Consider the following 20,728-nt stretch of genomic DNA (forward strand, 5'->3'; position numbering starts at 1 on the left):
TGCCCCCGGCCCCCGCGGTGCCCGCCCCGTCGGCGCCCTGCCCGGCGTTCCCGCCGTTCCCGCCGTTGCCGCCGTCACCGCCGTTGCCGCCGGCACCGCCGTCACCGCCGTCACCACCGTTGCCCCACATCTCGCCGCCGTTGCCGCCGTCGCCACCGTCAGCACCCAGACCACCGGCGCCGCCGTCACCACCGTTCCCGATACCCCCGGCGTGTCCACCGTTACCGCCGACCACCTCGGCCTCGGTCGAGGACCAGCCGTCGCCGCCGTCGCCGAGCCACAGGCCGCCGTTACCACCGTCGGGGTCGGCCTCGGTGCCGTCGACACCGTTGCAGATGATCCCGCAGAAGCCCTCGGTGAACGGCGCGAAGAGCTGGTTGATCACACCGTCGACCTGCGAACCGAAGTCGGAGTTGATCCAGGCCTGCTCGCTGTCGTGCAAGGGCATGTAGAAGTAGGTCTCCCACATTTGGGCCATCGCGGCACCGCCCGCATCGGCAGCACCCGCGGAATCCCAGCCAGTCGAGCTGAACAGGCTGTCGAAATCACCCGAGAGGTTGCCCCAGGCGCTCGGGTCGAACAGGTCGGAGACGAGGTCGTCGAAGTCGGCGCCGGCCGTGGGGGCCGCCGCCAGCGGCGCCATGCCGAACGCCAAGAACGCCCCGACGGATGCGGCGGCACCCACCGTGCGGTCCCGCCCGCGTTTCCCCGATCCGCCATTCCGCTCAGCACGCCACCGACTGACCATTTCGAGTCCCCTCTCCCGCAATTACGACTCAGTTTCCTCTCAGCAATGGAGCTGAACGAACTTATTCGCGGCATTAGTGAATTCGTCGGATCAGGACAGAAATTAATAGATAGTTCGCTGATCGAGGATGTTCCTTGCGGGCCTAAAGTTCACCGAAATCACCGAAATCTCCTATGAAAATGCATACGCTAAAGTTTTTCGGCCCGGACGATAGTTCTTTGTCGCGGCGAACGGGAACGAATAAACAACCTCCCGACCGCCGGTTGGCAAAAATTGACGTGGAATATGATTTACAAGTAAATTCTCAGATTCCACGCAGGCAGATCTTTGTCCGCAGGGGAGCGCAGCAGCAGATCGGCCCAGATCGCAGGGCTATCGCGCCCACTTGCTGTGCGCCACCCAGGGTGAGGCCTGCGCGGCCACCGACCAGGCCCACTCCTCAGGCACGTCGAGCACCCGGTAGGCCTTGACGCCGGCGGCGGTCGCCGCGATCAGCGTGGCGACCCCGGCACGGCGCTGAAACCAGCTCTGGTGCACCGTCCAACCGATGATGCCGGCGGTGGCGATGCAGTAGCGACGCTGCTCCCAGCTGCCGGTGCGGGCCGAGAGCCAGTGCTGGTCGACGCGATGCCCCAGGGCGCGCACCCGGTCGGCCGCCAGCAGCGCCGCGCCCAGCGTCAGCCCAGCCCACAGCGACCAGTACCACACCGGAACACCGTCGACCGCCGCGGTGACCACCAACCCCGCCCCCAGCGCCCCCGGCAGCATCATCGCCCGGGTCCAGCGCCGGCGGGCCGCCACCGGGCCGTGCCGGCGCAGCGGCCCGGTGACCGCGACGGGGTCGGCGACCAGCCCGGTCAGCACCTGCTCGGCGGTGGCCCGCGGGCAGGGCGGCAGCAGGACCGAGGATTCGCCCGCACCGGTGACACCGGTCATCGCCGCGTCCAGTCGCGCGCCGCCCAACAGCCGCACCAACAGCGGCCGTCGTAGTGTTCCGCCGCGTAGCCGACGCATGTCGTAGCTGTGGTGCCGCACCCGCAGCAGCCCGTGGCTCAACTCCAGCACGTCGCCGGTCACTCCGAAACTGCGGGACAACACCAGGTTTCCGTAGGTCAGCGCCGAGCGCAGCACCGCCAGCACGATCGCCGCCGCCAGCACCACCCCGGCGCCCACCGCGGCGGTCTGCGGCGCCCCGAACCGCTCGGCGGCGTCCCGCCAGGTCCGGCTGAGCGGCGAATCCTGCAGCGCCGCCCAGGCTCCGCTCTGATACAGCGCACCCATCGCGGCGCCGATCGTCACCAGACCGGACAGATTCAGCGCGCTGTAGCGCAACCACGACGGCTGCCACCGGGCCAGCACCGCGCTGCGGCCCGGCTCCGGTCCGCTCGCGGCGGCCTGCCCGGTGTGCGCCAGCAGGATCTTGCGCAGCCGCGGCACCTGGCTGCTCTCGACCGCGTCCAGCTCGAACACGGTGTCTCCGGCGGCCTGCTGGCCGGTGCTGACTCGCAGCACCGTCAACCCCAGCAGCCGGTGCAGCAGCCGGGTGTCGGTCTCTACAGAGCGAATCCTGTTGCGTGGCATCGAAAGAACCTTTCGGCGCAGCAGGCCCGAACGCAGCTGCACCCGGCCGGCCTCGGGGTCGGGTTCGATGCGATAGGTGGTGGTGAACCAGCGTGTCACCCCGACCACGGCGATCACCCACACCACCGCGACCACCCACACCGAATTGTCGGTGGCCGAACCGAACACGACGACCGCGATCAGCAGCGGTAGCTCGCGCAGTGCCTCGTGCAGCGGATGCACCAGCAGCATCCGCGGGCTCAACCGCTGCCAGGCCGGTTCGGCGGGGGTACTGGTCATGTGGCGTCCTCGGTGCCCAGCGAGGCGATGTCGGTCAGGTGCGCGACCACCCGGTCGGCGACCGGGGCGTCCAGCGCCACGATGTGCACCGCCCCCGCCGACGACGCGGTGGTCACCCGGACGTTGGCCAGTCCGAGCAGCCGATCCAGCGGCCCGCGGTAGGTGTCGACGGTCTGGACCCGGGAGATCGGCGCGATCCGGCGCTCCTGCACCAGCCAACCGGTGCGGGTGTAGACCGCTTTGTCGCTGACGTCCCAGCGGTGCACGCGATAACGCCACAGCGGCGCGATCACCACCGAGACCAGCAGCCCCAGCGCGGTGACCGCTACGGCCCCGACGTGCAGCCACTCCAGGCGCTGATCGGCGACCGCCCACCCCAGCTGCAGTACCGCGAACACCAGCCAGGGCACCGCTCCGGTCAGGGCCCACACCAGCGGCGCGCGGGAGCTGGGTGGGTTGGTGGGGTCGACCATCGTGACCTCACCGGGACGATTTGCGTTGGGCGCCATGCAACAGAGAATGACCTAGCGTCGCGGCGCTGTCATCTTTGCGTGCCGAACCCGCCGACGTCGGTATCGTTTCGGGAATGGGCAGCCAGAACAAGTGGACCGCCGCCGATGTACCCGATCAAAGCGGCCGCGTCGCGGTAATCACCGGCTCCAACACCGGAATCGGCTACCACACCGCCTTGGTGCTCGCCGAACACGGCGCCACGGTGGTGCTGGCGGTGCGCGACCCCGAGAAGGGCCGCGCGGCAGCCGAACGGATCGCCAAGGCGTCGCCGCAGGCCGCCGTCGAGGTGCAGCGGCTCGATCTGAGCTCGCTGGCCTCGGTCCGCGAGGCCGCCGAAGCACTGAGCGCCGCGCACCCCCGCATCGACCTGCTGATCAACAACGCCGGTGTCATGTACACCCCCAAACAGACCACCGTCGACGGTTTCGAACTGCAGTTCGGCACCAACCATTTGGGTCATTTCGCGTTGACCGGCCTGCTATTGCCGCGAATGCTGCCGGTGCAGGGTTCTCGCGTGGTGACCGTCAGCAGCATGGCCCACCGGATCATGGCGGCGATCCACTTCGACGACCTGCAGTGGGAGCACGGCTACAACCGGATAGCGGCCTACGGGCAGTCCAAGTTGGCCAACCTGATGTTCACCTACGAGCTGCAGCGGAGGCTGGCCGCCAAACGCAAGCCGACGATCGCGGTGGCCGCGCACCCCGGCACCGCCAACACCGAACTGACCCGCAACCTGCCACCGTTTTTGCGCCCGGCCGAACGGTTGTTGTGGCCGATGGTGGTCCAGGGCGCGGCGATGGGCGCCCTGCCGACGCTGCGCGCCGCCACCGACACCGAGGTGGCCGGCGGCCAGTACTACGGACCCAACGGCCTCGGTGAACAGCGCGGCCACCCGAAGCTGGTCGAGGCCAGTAAGCAGGCGCACGATGTCGAGCTCCAGCAGCGCTTGTGGGCGGTCTCGCAGGAGCTGACAGGAATCACCTTCCCCGTCTAGGTCAAGATGTCGGAATGCGATCTGTCGAGGAGCATCAGCGCGCTGTCGCCGAGCTGATCCATGTCCGTCCGCCGGTCACCGTCTCGCTGTCCGAGGCCGAGGGGCTGGCGCTGGCCGCGGACGTGATCGCACCGATTTCGTTGCCGGTCTTCGACAACTCGGGAATGGACGGCTATGCCGTGCTCGCCGACGACGTGGCAGCGGCATCACCCGAGAACCCGGTGACATTGCCGGTGGCCGAGGATATTCCGGCCGGCCGTACCGACATCCCCTCGCTGGAACCCGGTACCGCGCACCGCATCATGACCGGCGCGCCCATCCCGTTCGGAGCCGACGGGGTCGTTCCGGTGGAGGCCACCGACGGCGGTGTCGATGTGGTGGCGATCAGCGCCGCCACCGCCCGGGGACGCCACATCCGCCGCGCCGGCGGCGACGTCGCCGAGGGCGCCACCGTGCTGTGGGCCGGCCAGCTCGTCAGCGCCCCGGCGGTGGGTCTGGCCGCGGCGCTGGGCCTGGCCGAGCTGACCGTGCGGCCCCGGCAACGGGTGCTGGTGATCTCCACCGGCACCGAACTGGTCAAGCCGGGCACCCCGTTGGCGCCCGGACAGATCTACGAGTCCAACGGGGTGATGCTGGCCGCCGCGGCGCGCGAAGCCGGCGCCGAGGTGGTGGCCGCGGCGACCGTCGCCGACGACACCGCCGAGTTCACCGCGGTGCTGGACCGCTATCGCGTGCGCGACGGCGGGGTGGATCTGATCATCACCAGCGGCGGGGTCAGCGCGGGTGCCTACGAGGTGGTCAAAGACGTCTTCGGCCGCGACGGCGATCAGGGCGTGGATTTCGTCAAGGTGGCGATGCAGCCCGGTATGCCGCAGGGCATCGGCCGGGTGGGCGAAGCGGCCATCATCACGCTGCCCGGCAACCCGGTCAGCGCCCAGGTGTCCTTCGAGGTGTTCGTTCGGCCCGCGCTGCGGCGCGCGATGGGCCTGCCGGCGCCGGACCGGCCACGCCGCACCGCCGTTCTGAGCGAAAAGCTCACCTCACCGGCCGGAAAACGACAGTTCCGGCGCGGGCTGCTCGACCATGAGACCGGAACCGTCACCAACTACGGCCCGCCGGCCTCGCACCATCTGCGGTTCCTGGCGTCGGCGAACTGCCTGCTCGACATCGCCGGCGAGGTCACCGAACTGCCGGTCGGCACCGAGGTGGAGGTCTGGGACCTGACCGGGTGAACCCGCCGCCAGAACCGGCGTTCACCCCGCAGCTTCTAAGATGGCCGGATGGCCAGACGCCCCCGCGCAGCAGATGATCCCGGTGGTCTGCGGCACCTGATCGAGCTGGTGCGCTCGACGGTGCCGCCGATGCACCACGCCGGCTTGCCGTTCGTGGCCGGCGGGCTGGGGCTGGCCGCGCTGGGCCGCAAGCAGCGCTGGCTGCGTGGCGCCGGGCTGCTGGCCGCCGGGGCCAGCGCCGGGTTCTTCCGTCATCCCCGCCGGGTGCCGCCGACCCGCCCGGGTGTGGTGGTGGCCCCCGCCGACGGCATGGTCTGCCTGGTCGACACCGCGGCCCCGCCCCCGGAACTGGACCTGCCCGACACCCCGCTGCCGCGGGTGAGCATCTTCATGTCGGTGTTCGACGCGCATGTGCAGCGGGCCCCGGTCGGCGGCGAGGTGCTCGACGTGGTGCACCGGGCCGGCCGGTTCGGTTCCGCCGACCGCATCGAAGCCAGTGACGACAACGAGCGCAACAGTGTGCGGATCCGCACCGCCGACGGCGCCGAGGTGATCGCCGTGCAGATCGCCGGACTGGTGGCGCGCCGCATCCTCTGCGACGCCAGACCCGGCGATCATCTGGCGATCGGCGACACCTACGGGCTGATCCGGTTCGGGTCGCGGCTGGACACCTACCTGCCGGTCGGGACGCAGCCGCTGGTCGGTGTCGGCCAGCGCATGGTCGCCGGTGAGACCGTGCTGGCGCACCTGTCATGACCACCGCCCAGCAGGCGCGCGGCCGGGGCCCGGTGGGCCTGCACATCCTGCCCAGCTCGATGACGGTGCTGGCGATCTGCGCCGGCCTGACGTCGATCAAGTACGCATTGGACGGTCAGCCGCACGTGGCGATGGCGCTGATCGCGGCGGCCGCCATCCTCGACGGTCTCGACGGCCGGGTGGCCCGCATTCTGGATGCGGAATCGCGGATGGGCGCCGAGATCGATTCGCTGGCCGACGCGGTCGACTTCGGGGTGGCGCCGGCGGTGGTGATCTATGTGTCGCTGCTGTCGACGCAGCCGGCGGGCTGGATCGTGGTGCTGCTCTACGCGGTGTGTGTGGTGCTGCGACTGGCCCGGTTCAACACCCTGCTCGACGACGCCACCCTGCCGGCCTACACCCGCGAGTTCTTCGTCGGGATGCCCGCCCCGGCCGGAGCGATCACGCTGATGGGGCTGCTGGCCGCCAAGCTGCAGTTCGGCGACGGATGGTGGACCTCGCAGTGGTTCACCTGCGCCTGGGTGGTGGGCACATCGATGCTGCTGGTCAGCCGGATCCCGATGCGCAAGATGCACGCCGTGTCGGTGCCGCCGCATCTGGCCGCGGTGCTGCTGGCGGTGCTGGCGCTGGTGGCCGCCGCGGCGTTCCTGTTCCCGTACGTGCTGGTGCTGGTGCTGATCGTGGCGTACCTGTGCACCATTCCGTTCTCGGTCCGCAGCCAGCGCTGGGTGGCCGCGCACCCCGAGGCCTGGGAGGACGCGCCCCGGGAACGCCGAGCCGCGCGGCGGGCGATCCGCCGGTCGCAGCCGAGCCGCCGCCCCGGTGTGCGGCGAGGCATCCGTCGCCCGAGCGGGCAGTCGATGGCGCGGCTGCGGCTGCGCAAGCCGGGCCGCTGAGCTACCCCGCGCAGTAGTCCCGCGTCGCCGACGACAGCGCCTGCCGGTAGAACGGATCGAGTTGCCTTGCGGCGCTGACGTCGCGGGTCGCCTCCTCGAGCTGGGCGCCGCAGTCGGGTGCCCGCAGTTGCTGCCACCGCAAGCCGATCTGGGTGAGCATGACGCGGTTGAAGCCGTCGATGCGGGCTCGTGAGGCGGCGAGGTCGGGGGCACCGGCCGGTGCGGCGGCCGGGTCCAGCTTCCACTGGGCGAACCGGTAGTGCTCCGCCGCCTCGGTGGCAGCGATCTGGTCGGTGAACACCCGCCGCACATAGTCTGCGTCGAGATGCTCGGCGTCGGCGGCCGACGCCAGGGCGGTCAGCTGTTGCTGCACCCGGGCGGGGTCTTCGATGGCGGCACCGGAGTGCCACTTGTCGGCGGCCACGTCGTCGGCGACCTGCAGCCGTTGCGCGGCCGCATCGACCAACTCCGCCAGCGGGTTTGCCGTGTCGGCGCGCGCCGGACAGTGACCCCCCAGCAGCGTGACAGCGCAGATCGCCGACATCAGGGGGCCGCTGTATGCCGATAATGACCGCATGGGTTCTATTGAAGAGCATCGGGACGGCGATGCCTCCCGGACCTCCCCCCGCCATCTGACCCTGATCGCCCGGCTGAACACCTCGGCTGTGGATTCGCGCCGCGGCGTGGTCCGGCTGCACGCCGAAGCGATTGCGGCCCTGGGTATTCGGGAATGGGATGCGGTGTCGTTGACCGGGTCTCGGACGACGTCGGCGGTGGCCGGACTGGCCGGGCCGGACGTCCCGGCCGGGGTGGTGCTGCTCGACGACATCACGCTGTCCAACGCCGGACTGCGCGACGGGACCGCGGTGGTGGTGGCCGCGGTCACCGTCTACGGTGCCCGTGCGGTGACGTTGAGCGGGTCCCCGGCTTCCCAAGCACTGTCGCCGGCCAAGCTGCGTCAGGCGTTATTGGGCAAGGTACTGACCGTCGGCGACGCGGTCTCGCTGCTGCCGCGCGATCTGGGCCCGGGCACCTCGACGTCCGCCGCGACCACCGCGCTGGCCTCCGCGGTGGGGATCAGCTGGACCTCGGAGCTGTTGACCGTCACCGGCGTCGACCCGGCCGGGCCGGTCAGCGTACAACCCAACTCGTCGGTGACCTGGGGCAACGGCACGGCACCGACCGCGCCGGCGGATCGGATCGTCGCGGCCACGCCGGCACCGCTGAGCGTCGACGACCTCAAGGGCTGCACCGCACAGGCGGACAAGCTCACCGAATGGCTCAAGCTGGCTCTCGACGAACCGCACCTGCTCAAGACGCTCAACGCCGGCACCAACCTCGGCGTGCTGGTGTCCGGCCCGCCCGGGGTCGGCAAATCCACGCTGGTGCGGGCGGTGTGCGCGCGCCGGCGGGTGGTGGAGCTCGACGGGCCCGAGATCGGGGCCAGGGTCGCCGACGAGCGGCTGGCGGCGGTGCGCTCGGCCGTGACGGCCGTGTGCGACGGCGGCGGGGTGCTGTTGATCACCGATATCGATGCGCTGCTGCCGGATCCGCCCGAGCCGGTGAGCACCTTGATCCTGGCCGAGGTGCGCACCGCGGTGGCCGCCGACGGGGTGGCGTTCATCGCCACCTCCGCGCTGCCGGATCGGGTCGACACCAGGCTGCGGGTCCCGGAGCTGTGCGACCGGGAGCTGCGCCTGAGCCTTCCCGACGGAGCGACCCGCGCCGCGTTGCTGGGCGGACTGCTCAAGTCGGTGCCCAGCGCCACCCTCGATCTGAATGAGATCGCCGAACGCACACCGGGTTTCGTCGCCACAGACCTTTCGGCACTGGTACGCGAGGCGGCGCTGCGGGCGGCGTCGCGGGCCAGCGACAGCGGCGAAGAGCCGGTGCTGACCCAGGATGACCTGGCCGGCGCGCTCAGCGTGATCCGTCCACTGTCCCGCTCGGCGGCCGCCGAGGTCTCCGTGGGCTCGGTCACCCTCGATGACGTCGGCGATATGGCGGCCACCAAACAGGCGCTGACCGAGGCGATCCTGTGGCCGCTGCAGCACCCGGACACCTTCACCCGCCTCGGCATCGACCCGCCGCACGGGGTGCTGCTCTACGGCCCGCCCGGTTGCGGCAAGACGTTCGTGGTGCGCGCCCTGGCCGGCTCCGGACGGGTCAGTGTGCACGCCGTCAAGGGCGCCGAGCTGATGGACAAGTGGGTGGGCAGCAGTGAGCGGGCGGTGCGGGATCTGTTTCAGCGTGCCCGGGATTCCGCACCCTCGCTGGTGTTCCTCGATGAGATCGACTCCTTGGCGCCACGGCGCGGACAGAGCTTCGACTCCGGAGTGACCGACCGGGTGGTGGCCGCACTGCTCACCGAACTCGACGGCGTCAACCCGCTGCGCGACGTGGTGGTGGTCGGCGCCACCAACCGCCCCGAGCTGATCGACCCGGCCCTGACCCGGCCGGGTCGGCTGGAGAAGCTGGTGTTCGTCGAGCCGCCCGACGCCGACGCCCGCCGGCAGATCCTGCGGGTGGCCGGAAAGTCGGTGCCGCTGCACGACGATGTGGATCTCGACGCGTTGGCCGCCGACCTGGACGGCTACAGCGCCGCGGACTGCGTGGCCCTGCTGCGCGAAGCGGCCCTGACCGCGATGCGCCGATCCATCGACGCCGCCGACGTGACGATGGCCGATATCAACGCCGCACGCGAAACCGTCCGGCCCTCATTGGATCCCGCCCAGATCGACGCGCTGCGATCCTTCGCGGCGGCGCGTTAGCTCCCGGCGTCAGCAGCCCTCGGCGAGCGCACCAAGTCGAGCCAGCGACTCCGCCAGCCGGTCCGCGGTGGTCCAGCGCGCCCGCGAGAGGCGCTTCGGATCGGTCAGCTGCGACCAGTCATAGGTGTGGGTGACCCGGGTGTGTGCCTCATCCAACGGCTCCAGTTCCCACCGCCAGAGATGCCCCGGGGGTAGCCGGCCGGGTTCGGCCGGGAACCAGGCGATACGACGCCCCTCCTCGAACTCCACCACGTGGTTTTCTCGCACCGCCCCCAGTGTCAGCACCATGGTGAACATCGCGCCGACCGCGCGCACCCGCTGTCCGGGCTCCGCCTCGGCCAGGTTGTCGTTGCCGTCCCAGCGCGGGTGTTGAGCCGGGTCGGCGATCAACTCGAAGATCCGCTCGGCCGGCGCAGCGATGTCCCGGCCGGCGCTGACGACCTTGGCCGCCAGCGGCGAACCGACCCGGTGCAAGGTGCCCTCGGGATCGACGTAGGCGAACTCGCGGAGCTGATAATCGGTGTCGGCCGGTTCGACGAACCGTCCCCGAACCCCCGATGCCGTCCACTGCGCGTAGAGCGCGTCGGCGTCATCGACATAGAGGTAGACGCCGGCCGCGGTGCGCAGCGGATCGTGCTCGGCCCACTCGGTCAGGTGCAGCGACACCGCGCCGCGCTCGGCGAAGCCGTACCGGGCCGGGCCGGTGTAGGCATGGGTGGTGAAGCCGAGCCGGCGGTAGCGGTCCAGGGCGGCATCGAGGTCGCGCACCGGAATGATCGCTGCGGCGGCGGTGAAAACAACGTCCGGCATGAAGCCAGTCTCACACGGCCCCACCGCCGCAATGGCAGAATCCGGGCATGATCGACAACACCTTTCCCGAGGTGCGGTGGGGCCGCGACCCCGGCCGACTCGCGCGGCGCGCGATCGGGGCGGTCGCCGGGTCGAAACCGGGCGCCTGGCTCATCCGCCAGTGCACTCCGCTGGACCGCTGGCTGCTCGAGCGCAGCGGCGGCCGGCTCACCATCTTCGGACCGATGGCCGTCCCGTTGCTGCTGCTCACCACGACCGGCCGCAAATCCGGCCAGCGCCGGCAGATCCCGCTGGCCTACATGCGGGAGGGCGATCGGCTGTACCTGGTGGGCAGCAACTTCGGTCAAGCGCACCATCCGGCGTGGGTGTTGAATCTGATCGCCGACCCGAACGCCTGGGTCACGATGGGCGGCAAGGAGATTCCGGTACGCGCCACCGAGGTCGTCGGCGAGGAGCGCGACCGGGCCTACCAGAAGTTCGTCGACTACATCAACAACTACGACACCTACCGGCACCGGGCCGCGCGCGAGATCAAGGTGTTCGCGCTGACCAGACGCTGACAGCGCCTGCGATCGACGAAATGCGGTAAGGAGTCCTGCATTTCGCGGTCGACGGGGCCGGCCGAAAACAGTGGCAGGCTAGTCCACCGGGTCGAACTCGATGTGCAGCGCGGATAGGCCGCGCAGCAGGAACGTCGGCTCATAGTCATAGTGCCGCTCACCGGCGGGGCCGTGGTGGGCCTCGCTGATCCTGATGTCGCGCATCCGATCCAGCAGGCGATTGGCGGTGATCCGGCCCTCGACCCGCACCAGCGGCGCGCCGGGGCAGGTGTGGATGCCGCGGCCGAAGGCGATGTGCTCGCGGACGTTCTTGCGGTCCAGGTCGAATTCGTCGGGGTTGTCGAACTTGCGCGGGTCCCGGTTGGCCGCGCCCAGGCAGAGCATGAGCACCGTGCCCGCCTTGATCGGCACGCCGGCCAACGTGGTGGACTTGCGGGCCAGCCGGAAGTCCACCTTGGTCGGACTCTGGATCCGCAGTGATTCCTCGATGAAGCGCGGGATCAGATCGCGGTTGTCGCGGAGCCGTTGCTGCAGCTCGGGTTGCTCACCGAGGACCTGCACCATGGTCCCCAGCAGTTTGGTGACGGTCTCCTGACCGGCACCGAACAAGAAGGTCGCCGGCCGCACCACTTCCATCACGTCGGGAATCGAGCCGTCGGGGTAGGTCGCCTCGGCCAGCATGGTCAGCACGTCGGCCCGGGGGTTGCTGCGCCGATCGGAGATGTAGCCGTTGAACTTGTCGTCGAGGTAGTCCAGGGGGTTGAGCCCGACCGGCTCGCCGTCCAGGGCGCCGACGCGCGCACCCGGTCGAGTGCCGGCACCCAGCGCCCGGCGGAACTCGGCGCGGTCGTCGTCGGGCACCCCGAGCAGGTCGGCGATCGCCAGCGTCGCAAACGGTTTGGCGTAGTCCATCAGGAATTCGCAGCGTCCCCCGGCGATGAATTCGTCGAGCTGCAGGTCGGCGAGCCGCCAGATGAACTCCTCGTTCTCCTTCAGCCGGACCGGAGTCAGGATGCGCCCCAGCAGCGCCCGGGTGCGCTCGTGTGCCGGCGGATCCTGGACGACGACATGTTCGAAGATGGGGAATTCATGCCGGTGCGCTTCGATCTGCTCGGTGATGTCGTCGCCGTCGGGTTCGAAGGGCAGCGGCGGGAAAGGGCCGCCGATGGCGTTGACCGCCGAGAACGAGTCGTGGTCTTTGAACGCGGCGTGCACCTCGTCGTAGCCGGTGACGGCGACGACACCGTGGTGGGGTTCGGTGAAGACGGGCCCGCATCCGCGCAGGTATTCGTAATAGGGGTAGGGGTTCTGGGTTATCGCCGGGTCGGAGAAGTAGTCGACCGACGCGAGATCCGTCACCACGCGATGCGCCCTTCCGCTCGTATCACGACCTCGTCGTGCTGATCGATCGATAAAATTGCTAGAATGCGTCATGCCTACCATGTGCGGCGCGGGATGGTCAAGCAATCGCAGCGTCGGGATGTTCTGAATGACGGCACCGCGCAAGGCCAAATCGACCGACAGCGCCACCCGGCGCCGGCTGATCGAAGCGACCGCCCGGCTGATGCGAGACGAAGGCTACGCGGCGGCCACCTCGCGGCGAGTGGCCGCCGAGGCCGGGGTGAAGCAGGCCCTGGTCTACTACTACTTCCCCACCATGGATGACCTGTTCGTCGAGGTGCTGCGCGCCGGGGCCGACGTCGCGCTGGATCGGATGCGCGCCGCCCTCACCGACAACGACCCGCTCCGGGCCCTGTGGACGATCAACAGCGACGCCCGGATGTCCAGCCTGAACACCGAATTCATGGCACTGGCCAACCACCGCAAGGTGATCCGGACCGAGCTCAAGGCCTACGCCGAACGGGTCCGCGACATCGAGACGGCGGCCGTCACGGTGGCCTTGCGCGCCAGCGGCGCCGACCTGCAGGAGTATCCCCCCGCCGCCGTCGCCATGCTGATCGCCCAGATCGCCCGCAGCCTGTGCAACGAAGACGCCGTCGGTGTCACCCGTGGCCACGAGGAGTTGCGCGCTCTCGTCGAGCGTCAGCTGGGCCGGCTGGCGGTCCCGCCCACCGTCTAGCAAGCGATGGTTGACAACCCGGGCTCGTTGATGCCAGCCTTGCTGATCGATCGACCAATACAAGGCGGGGTGCCAACATGGGTGGACGAGTCGAGGGCAAGGTCGCTTTCATCACCGGGGCGGCGCGCGGTCAGGGCCGCAGTCACGCGGTGCGGCTGGCACAGGAAGGCGCCGACATCATCGCCCTCGATGTGTGCGCTCCGATCAGCAGCAATACCGTGATCCCTCCGGCGACGCCGGATGATCTCGCCGAAACCGCCGATCTGATCAAGGGATTGGACCGACGTATCGTCACCGCACAGGTCGATGTGCGCGATTTCGACGCGCTTAAAGCGGCGGTCACCAGCGGTGTGGAGCACCTCGGGCGCCTCGATGTCATCGTGGCCAACGCCGGAATCGGCAACGGCGGCGCGACCCTGGACAAGACCTCCGAAGCCGACTGGCAGGACATGATCGACGTCAACCTGTCAGGTGTTTGGAAGACCGTGAAAGCCGGTGTGCCACACCTCATCTCCGGGGGAAGCGGCGGCTCGATCATTCTGACCAGCTCGGTGGGCGGCCTCAAGGCCTATCCACACACCGGCCACTACATCGCGGCCAAACACGGCGTGGTCGGGCTGATGCGCAGCTTCGCCCTCGAGTTGGGACAGCACTTCATCCGGGTCAACTCGGTGCACCCCACCAACGTGAACACGCCACTGTTCATGAACTCTGGGACGATGAAGCTGTTCCGCCCGGATCTGGAGAATCCCGGCCCCGACGACATGGCCGTCGCAGCGCAGCTGATGCACGTGCTGCCGATCGGCTGGGTGGAGCCGGAGGACATCAGCAACGCAGTGCTGTTTTTGGCCTCAGACGAATCCCGTTACGTCACCGGGCTTCCGCTCACCGTCGACGCGGGCAGCATGCTCAAATAAGCGTTGACTCTGCGGTGCGGGCGGAGGTTACTCGCACTTCGTCGCCTTCACCGCAGAGTCAGCGAGGGATATCGAATTCGACGCGGGCCGACACCGTCTCGATCGCCTCGCGCAGCGCCGTCATCCGGTCGGACAATGTGGGTGCCGCCAGCACCGCGTAGCGGTCGGCCTCCCCCATCGGGACCCGGCAGGCCAGCGAGTACAACCGTTGCACCGGATCCAGCGAGCGCAGCCGGCGCCCGCCCAGCAGGGAGCTGCGCCCGGGCATGACCCACCGGCGACGGGCCACCGCCATCCGCTTGTGCAGTACGACGATACGGTCTTCCAGCTCGCGGAACTGCTCGTCGCTCACGGGTTCTGCCGGCTCGTCGGGCCACGGTTCGATGAGGGCCCGTGGATACGGATCGTCGGGCAGCCACTCGTGCACCCGGATCCGCTCGCCGGTCAGGCACCGCAATGCGTAACGGCCGCCGCCGAGCTCGGTGCACGCGGTGATGCTGGCCATCGCGCCGACATCGTTGCGCTGCTCGCCCCCACCCACCTCGCGGCCACGAGCAATCAGCACCACCCCGAAGCGCGGATCGCCGCTGCGCACCAGATCGCCCACCATCACCGTGTAGCGCAGCTCGAAGATCCGCAGCGACAGTTCCTCGCCGGGCAGCAGCACCCACTCCAGCGGGAACATCGGCAGTTCCATCACGAGATATCGAGCTCGTCCACCAGCGCATCGACCACGGCGCGCAGATCGCCGTCGTGTTCCTCGGCGACCCGGCGCTGGCGCTGATACGACGCGCCCGTTCGGTAGATGTCGGCGACGGCCGCCAGCTCGTCGGTGCAGTGCAGTCGCGCGGCGATCGGCTCCAACCGGTTGAGCAGGTCGTCGATGTCCTCGGTGACCAATCGTTCGTTGCTGTCCGCGTCCAGAATGATCTCCGCGTCCAGGCCGTACCGGGCCGCGCGCCACTTGTTCTCCTGCACATGCCACGGCGGCATGGTGGGCAGGTTCTGATCGGCGTCCAGCCGCCGGTCCAGGTCCACGATGAGGCAGTGGGTCAGCGCCACCAGCGCACCCAGCTCGCGCAGATTGGACACCCCGTCGCAGACCCGCACCTCGATGGTGCCCAGGTGCGGGGAAGGCCTGATGTCCCAACGGATCTCGTTGGTGTGGTCGATGATCCCGGTCTTCTTCTGGTCATAGACGAAGCCCTCGAACTCCGCCCAGGTCTGGAACTGGAACGGCAGCCCCGCGGTCGGCAGCTGCTGGAACATCATCGCCCGGTTGCTGGCGTAGCCGGTGTCCTCACCGCCCCACCACGGCGACGACGCCGACAGTGCCAGCAGGTGCGGGTAGTACAGCAGCAGCGAGGAGATGATCGGCATCACCTTGTGCGCCGAGGAGATTCCGACGTGAACGTGGACGCCCCAGATCAGCATCTGCCGGCCCCACCACTGGGTGCGTTTGATCAGCTCGGCGTAGCGCGGCGCGTCGGTCAGTTTCTGCGCCGACCACTGCGCGAACGGGTGGGTGCCGGCACCGAACAACTCCATACCGCGCGCGTGCACGATGGGCCGGGTGGTCAGCAGGGTCTGCCGCAGATCCTCGATCGCCTCACCGGTGGTCTCGCGGATACCGGTGACGAGCTCGACGGTGTTGCGCAGCAGTTCCTTGTGGACGCGGGGGTTCTCACCGAGTTCGGACAGGACCGCGCTGGCCTCGTTGCTCAGGTCGCGGGTCGCCGCGTCGACGAGCGCGAGCTCCCATTCCACGCCCAGGGTGGGCCGAGCGCAGTGGGCGAACTCGATCCGGGCTTCTGACCTGGGGGAAGCCCCGCGGCCGGGCGCGTTATCCGGCGCCGATGACACCACACGCAACCCGCTTGCCGGCGTCTCCGGTGGTCAGCGTGGTCTGGTCCGGGCCGGGCGTGCCGTTGACCTGGGTGTAGCGGTCCGCCGGGATGTTGGCGAAGTTGTCGTCGTCGGCGTGGATGATGATGGCCGTCTTCTCGCCGGCCAGCAGCTCGTCGCGGGTGAACGCGTCGGTGGTGGTCACCAGCAGCGCGCTGCCGTCGGAACGCACCTGCAGTGACGTCAGGTCGCCGCTCTGCGGGTGCTCGTTGTGACCGGGAGCCTGGAAGTGCGGCCCGGCCGACAGGAAGGCACCGGGTGCCCCGCCGCCGGGCGGCACCGAGTCGGCTTCGCACTTGCCGACCGCGTGGATGTGCATGCCGTGGAAACCGGGCGTCAGCACACCGGCGTTGGTGGTCTGCACGGTGATCGTGGCGAATTCCTGGCCGCCGGTCTTGGTGAACTCGAAGGTCGCGGTGGCGACCTGGGTGCCCTCGGGGGTAGTCAGGTGCGCGACGAGGTTGTTCGAGCCGCCCTGCTCTCCCGGCTCACTCGCGTGGCCGGACGGCGCGGGCGATCCGGTCCAGATGGCCGGCGTGGTGCCCGGCGCGTCCGACGGCTGCTCGTTGGGGGGGCTGCACGCCGCCAACAGCACAACCGGGGTGGCGAAGACAGCGGCGGCGAGAACTCTGCGGTGACCTGTGACCATGCGAGGAGCTTAACCCGCGACCACCACGATGACGCCCGGTGGCTGCTCGGCTACGTCGGGGATGCGCGGTTCCACCGCGGCGTGCAGCACCTCGGCCACGCGGGTGGCCGAGTCGTGTTCTCCCTGGGCGTCACTGAAGTAGACGGTGGTCTCGGTGACCTCGGGCAGTTCGAGGTTCCCGACGTCGGTCACGTTCCAGCCCGCTTCACGCAGCTGATCCGCGGTCTGCCCGGCCAGTCCGGCCTGCTCGGAGATGTTGTAGACGCGCACATCGGACTTGTGGGCGAGATGCTCGGGTTTGGCGGTCGCCGAGCTTGTGGTCATGGGTTTCGACGTCGGCGAATGGCTCGTCTCGTCGTCGGTTCCCGATGATCCGAGTGCCTGGAACCCGACCAGCAGAAAGATGGTGCCCAGAAACAGCAGCACCATCACCATGGCCCGCAGCGGGAGTCTGGACGAGTCGGGAACGTGTTCGTTCATTGCGCCCACTGTATCCAGGAGCAGGCCCTGATCGATAAACGCCCAGCTATCAAGGTTTCCAGCTGATCAGTGGTTTCGGTGATTCAGGTGATATCGAAACCGAGCCGCCGGGCCGCTCGCGCCTTCTGGCGGCTCGACCGCAGCCTGCGCAACCGTTTGACCAGCATCGGGTCGGCTGCCAGGGCCTCTGGCCGGTCGACCAGCGCGTTGAGCACCTGGTAGTAGCGGGTCGCCGACAGCGCGAACCGCTCCTTGATGGCCTCTTCCTTGGCGCCCGCGTACTTCCACCAGTCCCGCTCGAAGGCCAAGATGTCGTGTTCGCGGCGACTCAGGCCGTCGGTGGGCTCCGAATCGTCCCCTGAGCGATTCGCTTGCGCCATGGCGCCGTCCATATCGTTTCCTGGACCCTTCCGGAAAGTTCTGTGGTTCGAACGTTGTTGCGTTTTTCGGCGGCGTGTCCTGAGCGAATATTCAATCACGGCTGGTGGTGTTGAACCGGGAGCCGGTCCCGCGAGTCGCCGTGGCCGCTGCAGTGGACCGATGGCAGCCACAAACCCGGCGGTTCCAGCTTCGCCTCTCCTCCGTCGAGCCTCGCTAAACCGCCCACCTAAGCTTTTCAGTCATGGCCGTCGTACCCATCCGCATCGTGGGCGATCCCGTCCTGCACACCCCGACCAGTCCGGTCCCCGTCGCCGAAGACGGCTCACTGCCCGCCGATCTCGGTGAGCTCATCGACACCATGTACGAGACCATGGACGCCGCCAACGGCGTCGGACTGGCCGCCAATCAGATCGGCGTGGGGCTGCGGCTCTTCGTCTACGACTGCGCCGACGACCGCCGCTCGACCACCCGGCGCCGCGGCGTGGTGGTCAATCCGGTGCTAGAGACCTCCGAGCGCCCCGAGACCATGCCCGACCCCGACAACGACGACGAGGGCTGCCTGTCGGTGCCCGGCGAATCGTTTCCGACCGGCCGGGCGGAGTGGGCGCGGGTCACCGGCCTGGACGCCGACGGCAACCCGGTCACGCTGGAGGGCACCGGGTTGTTCGCCCGGATGCTGCAGCATGAGACCGGGCACCTGGACGGGCTGCTGTATCTGGACATGCTGGTGGGCAGGCATGCCCGCGCGGCGAAGCGGACGGTGAAAGCCAACGGCTGGGGGGTGCCGGGCCTGTCCTGGATGCCGGGTGACGTGCCCGATCCGTTCGGCCACTAATGAGCCGGCGATGACCCGGCCCCCGGAACTGCCCCCGGAGCTGCCCGAGGTCGGCGCCCGGGTGAGCCTGCGTTATCTGCGCCCGCCCGGCTCCGAACCGCCGATGGGCGATGTGGTGGGCCATCTGGTGCAGGCCGGGCCGATGGTGCGGGTCCGCTCGGCGGACGGGGCGATCCATGATTGCCGACGCGCCGACGTCCTCTATGTCCGGCGGCTGACCGATCGGCCGGTGAAGAACTCGGCGATCCGGTCCGTCGAGCACGCCGCCGCCCTGGCCTGGCCGGGCAGCGAACACCAGTGGCTCGACGGTTGGTTGTTGCGGGCCGGCCCCGGTGCCGGGGTGGAAGCCAATTCCGCTGTGCCCCTGGACATGTTCGCGCATGCCAGTACCGTCTCGGCGATCATCGACTGGTATGCGCAGCGGGATCTGCCACCGTGCCTGGCGGTGCCCGAACGCCTGCTGCGGCTGCCCGAGAACATCCCGACGCGGTATGAGACCCGCACCCTGGTACGCGAGTTGTCGGCCGCGGAGTCCGTCGGCGACGTGGTGCTGGCCGCCGAACCCGACGCCGGATGGCTGGCGTTGGGCGGCGGGCAGCCGGTCGAGGTGCTGACCGCGGTCGTCGACGGCGAAGTGGTGTTCGCCTCGATCCCCGGGGTCGCGGTCGGGCGCGGCGCGCTCACCGAGGCCCCGGACGGCACCCGCTGGTTGGGCCTGTCGGCGGTGCGGGTGGCCGACGGACTGCACCGAGCCGGTCACGGGCGGGCAATCTGCGCGGCGTTGCAAACCTGGGGGTCCGACCGCGGCGCCACCCGCGGCTACGCGCAGGTGCCAAGCGGTTCGGCCGCGTTCGATTTCTGCGAGGCGATCGGATTCGCCGGCCAGCACCGCACCCGCTACCTCGACGCCAGGGATCTAGGGTGACCACGTGACTGCGTTGCGACTGGCCACCTGGAACGTCAACTCGATCCGCACCCGGGTGGACCGGGTGACCGATTGGCTGGCCCGCGCCGAGGTCGACGTGCTGGCCATGCAGGAGACCAAGTGCACTGACGCGCAGTTTCCCACGCTGCCGTTTCACGAGCTGGGCTACGAGGTGGCCCATGTGGGCCACAACCAGTGGAACGGGGTGGCGGTCGCCTCCCGGGTCGGACTCGATGACATCGAGGTCGGATTCCCCGGCCAGCCGGTCTGGGCCAAGCCGGATGCCGACCCAGCGGTGGAGGCGCGGGCGCTGGGTGCCACCTGTGGCGGGGTGCGGGTGTGGAGCCTGTATGTGCCCAACGGCCGCGCGCTGAACGACCCGCACTACACCTACAAGTTGGAATGGCTTGCCGCGCTGCGCGATACCGCCGCAGGATGGTTGGCCGACGACCCGTCGGCGCCGATCGCGCTGGTCGGCGACTGGAACATCGCCCCGCAGGACGACGACGTGTGGAGCATGGAGTTCTTCGAAGGCGCGACACACGTCTCTGAACCGGAGCGCACGGCGTTCCGCGCGCTGACCGAGGCGCAGTTCCTGGACGTGGTTCGCCCGTTCACGCCAGGCCCCGGGGTCTACACCTACTGGGATTACACGCAGCTGCGGTTCCCCAAGAAGCAGGGCATGCGCATCGATTTCATCCTGGGCAGCCCCGCCCTGGCGACCCGGGTCTCGCACGCCGAGATCGTCCGCGAAGAACGCAAGGGCAAGTCGCCCAGCGACCACGCACCGGTGCTGGTGGACATTCAACGGATCTGAGGCCCGCGCTCGAGCGGTTATGAATTCCGTGTGGATTCGGCGGCATTCGCCGAATAGCGCATAGGATGGGTTGGGTTAACCGATGTGCTCATTTGAAGGGCAGGGAATACCCATGAACGCCGTCGCAGGGACGGTACGGAAGGTAGCCGGAGCGGCGACCCGCGCGGCGACCATGACCACCGAGGCGGCCGGCGCGATCGGCGGGGCCGCGCTCAACGGAGTGATCGGCGGATTGAAGGGTGCAGCCAGCGGTGCGCAACGCGGGCTGCGCACCGGCAGCCACTCGACCCCCGCCGCCGCCTTGACCCTGGGCGCTCTCGGCGTCACCGGGTTGGTCGAATGGCCGGTGCTGGTGGCGGTAGGCGGCACCGCACTGGTGCTCAAGCAATTCAATGGGCGGTCCGAGAACGGCAAGGCATCGACAGCGGCCCCCGCGAAGGCTCCGGCCGCCACGGCGCGGCCGCTGAAGTCGGTGAAGTCGGGCAAGCCGGCGGGTTCCACGGCCCCGCGGCGCGGCCCGCAGCCCAAGAAGACCCCAGCACGGCAGTCGCGCAGCGGCGGCAGCGGCACCCGCGCGCCCCGCTGATCGGGGCCGA

General features: G+C 69.3%; 23 protein-coding genes and 1 pseudogene. 12 read left to right on the forward strand and 12 right to left on the reverse strand.

Annotation, left to right across the window (positions count from 1 at the left end):
- From BST28_RS25070 to BST28_RS09435, 3 genes are all read right to left on the reverse strand, one after another.
- Nucleotides 1-685 (reverse strand): PGRS repeat-containing protein (locus tag BST28_RS25070; protein WP_337339085.1); only part of this gene is annotated, 685 nt, incomplete at its 3' end.
- Nucleotides 686-1,120: 435 nt separating this feature from the next.
- Complete coding sequence (locus BST28_RS09430; RefSeq protein WP_065289175.1) at nucleotides 1,121-2,608, reverse strand: PH domain-containing protein; 1,488 nt, start codon at nucleotides 2,606-2,608, stop codon at nucleotides 1,121-1,123.
- Nucleotides 2,605-3,117 carry a PH domain-containing protein gene (locus BST28_RS09435; RefSeq protein WP_043337264.1) on the reverse strand — a complete coding sequence of 171 codons (513 nt, stop codon included), beginning with the start codon at nucleotides 3,115-3,117 and terminating at the stop codon, nucleotides 2,605-2,607. Before BST28_RS09435 ends, BST28_RS09430 begins: the two co-directional genes overlap by 4 nt.
- 77 nt (nucleotides 3,118-3,194) lie before the next feature.
- Here BST28_RS09435 and BST28_RS09440 point away from each other — a divergent pair, with 77 nt between their 5' ends.
- Genes BST28_RS09440 through pssA form a run of 4 tightly spaced genes read left to right on the forward strand, consistent with a single transcriptional unit; the run spans nucleotide 3,195 to nucleotide 7,002 of the window.
- Nucleotides 3,195-4,118 (forward strand): SDR family NAD(P)-dependent oxidoreductase, encoded by a 924-nt coding sequence (locus tag BST28_RS09440; RefSeq protein WP_065289174.1) that lies wholly within the window; start codon nucleotides 3,195-3,197, stop codon nucleotides 4,116-4,118.
- A gap of 14 nt (nucleotides 4,119-4,132) precedes the next feature.
- Nucleotides 4,133-5,350: a molybdopterin molybdotransferase MoeA gene (moeA, locus tag BST28_RS09445; RefSeq protein WP_065289173.1), complete on the forward strand. Its 1,218-nt coding sequence runs from the start codon at nucleotides 4,133-4,135 to the stop codon at nucleotides 5,348-5,350.
- Between the two features lie 48 nt (nucleotides 5,351-5,398).
- Entirely contained in the window at nucleotides 5,399-6,106 is a 708-nt protein-coding gene (locus BST28_RS09450; RefSeq protein WP_065289172.1) for a phosphatidylserine decarboxylase, read from the forward strand.
- A complete protein-coding gene (gene pssA / locus BST28_RS09455) occupies nucleotides 6,103-7,002 on the forward strand; it encodes a CDP-diacylglycerol--serine O-phosphatidyltransferase (RefSeq protein WP_065289171.1) in 900 nt (299 codons plus the stop codon). The genes BST28_RS09450 and pssA overlap by 4 nt, the downstream gene beginning before the upstream one ends.
- Nucleotide 7,003: 1 nt before the next feature.
- Here pssA and BST28_RS09460 read toward each other — a convergent pair whose 3' ends face one another.
- Nucleotides 7,004-7,579 (reverse strand): chorismate mutase, encoded by a 576-nt coding sequence (locus tag BST28_RS09460; protein ID WP_065289170.1) that lies wholly within the window; start codon nucleotides 7,577-7,579, stop codon nucleotides 7,004-7,006.
- Here BST28_RS09460 and BST28_RS09465 point away from each other — a divergent pair.
- Complete coding sequence (locus BST28_RS09465; RefSeq protein ID WP_065289169.1) at nucleotides 7,578-9,773, forward strand: AAA family ATPase; 2,196 nt, start codon at nucleotides 7,578-7,580, stop codon at nucleotides 9,771-9,773. The two genes, BST28_RS09460 and BST28_RS09465, sit on opposite strands and share 2 nt — an antisense overlap.
- 9 nt (nucleotides 9,774-9,782) lie before the next feature.
- Here BST28_RS09465 and BST28_RS24370 read toward each other — a convergent pair whose 3' ends face one another.
- Nucleotides 9,783-10,226: an SRPBCC family protein gene (locus tag BST28_RS24370; RefSeq protein WP_065289182.1), complete on the reverse strand. Its 444-nt coding sequence runs from the start codon at nucleotides 10,224-10,226 to the stop codon at nucleotides 9,783-9,785.
- Nucleotides 10,227-10,583: pseudogene (locus tag BST28_RS25190) on the reverse strand (bleomycin resistance protein); the annotation flags it as partial.
- A gap of 47 nt (nucleotides 10,584-10,630) precedes the next feature.
- Here BST28_RS25190 and BST28_RS09475 point away from each other — a divergent pair.
- Nucleotides 10,631-11,143, forward strand: a complete 513-nt coding sequence (locus BST28_RS09475) for a nitroreductase/quinone reductase family protein (protein ID WP_065289168.1) — start codon at nucleotides 10,631-10,633, stop codon at nucleotides 11,141-11,143.
- A 78-nt stretch (nucleotides 11,144-11,221) separates the two neighbouring features.
- Here BST28_RS09475 and BST28_RS09480 read toward each other — a convergent pair whose 3' ends face one another.
- Entirely contained in the window at nucleotides 11,222-12,502 is a 1,281-nt protein-coding gene (locus BST28_RS09480) for a cytochrome P450 (RefSeq protein ID WP_065289181.1), read from the reverse strand.
- Nucleotides 12,503-12,632: 130 nt separating this feature from the next.
- Between BST28_RS09480 and BST28_RS09485 the strand changes: the two genes are divergently transcribed.
- Nucleotides 12,633-13,223, forward strand: coding sequence for a TetR/AcrR family transcriptional regulator (locus tag BST28_RS09485; protein WP_065289167.1), 591 nt, complete (start codon nucleotides 12,633-12,635; stop codon nucleotides 13,221-13,223).
- Nucleotides 13,224-13,300: 77 nt separating this feature from the next.
- Nucleotides 13,301-14,140 carry a mycofactocin-coupled SDR family oxidoreductase gene (locus BST28_RS09490; protein WP_065289166.1) on the forward strand — a complete coding sequence of 280 codons (840 nt, stop codon included), beginning with the start codon at nucleotides 13,301-13,303 and terminating at the stop codon, nucleotides 14,138-14,140.
- A gap of 58 nt (nucleotides 14,141-14,198) precedes the next feature.
- Here BST28_RS09490 and BST28_RS09495 read toward each other — a convergent pair whose 3' ends face one another.
- The 5 genes from BST28_RS09495 to napA form a co-directional block, all read right to left on the reverse strand.
- Nucleotides 14,199-14,837 (reverse strand): LON peptidase substrate-binding domain-containing protein, encoded by a 639-nt coding sequence (locus tag BST28_RS09495; protein ID WP_019735826.1) that lies wholly within the window; start codon nucleotides 14,835-14,837, stop codon nucleotides 14,199-14,201.
- Nucleotides 14,837-16,003 carry a glutamate--cysteine ligase gene (locus tag BST28_RS09500; protein WP_029248945.1) on the reverse strand — a complete coding sequence of 389 codons (1,167 nt, stop codon included), beginning with the start codon at nucleotides 16,001-16,003 and terminating at the stop codon, nucleotides 14,837-14,839. The genes BST28_RS09495 and BST28_RS09500 overlap by 1 nt, the downstream gene beginning before the upstream one ends.
- A complete protein-coding gene (gene sodC / locus BST28_RS09505) occupies nucleotides 15,984-16,694 on the reverse strand; it encodes a superoxide dismutase[Cu-Zn] (protein ID WP_029248946.1) in 711 nt (236 codons plus the stop codon). Before sodC ends, BST28_RS09500 begins: the two co-directional genes overlap by 20 nt.
- A gap of 9 nt (nucleotides 16,695-16,703) precedes the next feature.
- Nucleotides 16,704-17,174, reverse strand: coding sequence for a LytR C-terminal domain-containing protein (locus BST28_RS09510; protein WP_019735829.1), 471 nt, complete (start codon nucleotides 17,172-17,174; stop codon nucleotides 16,704-16,706).
- Nucleotides 17,175-17,257: 83 nt separating this feature from the next.
- On the reverse strand, nucleotides 17,258-17,566 hold the full coding sequence (gene napA / locus BST28_RS09515; RefSeq protein WP_019735830.1) for a nucleoid-associated protein NapA: 309 nt from the start codon (nucleotides 17,564-17,566) through the stop codon (nucleotides 17,258-17,260).
- Nucleotides 17,567-17,796: 230 nt separating this feature from the next.
- Here napA and BST28_RS09520 point away from each other — a divergent pair, with 230 nt between their 5' ends.
- The 4 genes from BST28_RS09520 to BST28_RS09535 all read left to right on the forward strand — a co-directional run bounded on the left by BST28_RS09520 (nucleotide 17,797) and on the right by BST28_RS09535 (nucleotide 20,718).
- Nucleotides 17,797-18,390, forward strand: a complete 594-nt coding sequence (locus BST28_RS09520; protein ID WP_019736620.1) for a peptide deformylase — start codon at nucleotides 17,797-17,799, stop codon at nucleotides 18,388-18,390.
- A gap of 10 nt (nucleotides 18,391-18,400) precedes the next feature.
- Nucleotides 18,401-19,315 carry an N-acetylglutamate synthase, CG3035 family gene (locus BST28_RS09525; RefSeq protein WP_083080782.1) on the forward strand — a complete coding sequence of 305 codons (915 nt, stop codon included), beginning with the start codon at nucleotides 18,401-18,403 and terminating at the stop codon, nucleotides 19,313-19,315.
- Between the two features lie 13 nt (nucleotides 19,316-19,328).
- The gene (locus BST28_RS09530) at nucleotides 19,329-20,132 is read left to right on the forward strand and encodes an exodeoxyribonuclease III (protein ID WP_170306376.1); all 804 of its coding nucleotides are present in this window, start codon (nucleotides 19,329-19,331) and stop codon (nucleotides 20,130-20,132) included.
- A gap of 112 nt (nucleotides 20,133-20,244) precedes the next feature.
- A complete protein-coding gene (locus BST28_RS09535) occupies nucleotides 20,245-20,718 on the forward strand; it encodes a hypothetical protein (RefSeq protein ID WP_019736623.1) in 474 nt (157 codons plus the stop codon).
- Nucleotides 20,719-20,728: the final 10 nt, after the last annotated feature.

Origin of the sequence: Mycolicibacter kumamotonensis (assembly GCF_002086285.1) — a bacterium.
Taxonomy (GTDB): domain Bacteria; phylum Actinomycetota; class Actinomycetes; order Mycobacteriales; family Mycobacteriaceae; genus Mycobacterium; species Mycobacterium kumamotonense.